Source organism: Psychrobacter sp. 16-MNA-CIBAN-0192, assembly GCF_040309565.1.
GTDB lineage: Bacteria > Pseudomonadota > Gammaproteobacteria > Pseudomonadales > Moraxellaceae > Psychrobacter.
This window is the reverse complement of record NZ_JBEOOX010000248.1, coordinates 1-273: the sequence shown is the minus strand read 5'-3', so window position 1 is coordinate 273 and position 273 is coordinate 1. Positions and strand designations below refer to the sequence as shown.

Genomic DNA, 273 nt, shown 5'->3' with positions numbered 1-273 from the left:
TTCTGTTGCTAAGCGCGCTGAAGATTACATGAAATCTACAGGCATTGCAGACACTGTTTTATTTGGCCCTGAGCCAGAATTTTTCGTATTTGACGATGTTAAATACAAATCAGATATGTCTGGATCTCTGTACAAAATTGATTCTAAGCAAGCTGCTTGGAACTCAGATAAAGAATATGCAGATGGCAACACTGGTCATCGTCCAGGTGTTAAAGGCGGTTACTTCCCAGTTGCTCCAGTTGATGACTTCCAAGATTGGCGTTCAGCTACGTG

At 42.1% G+C, this 273-nt stretch carries 1 pseudogene; it reads left to right on the top strand.

The features are described from left to right. Positions 1–273, top strand: a pseudogene (gene glnA / locus AAEY78_RS13120) (glutamine synthetase); the annotation flags it as partial.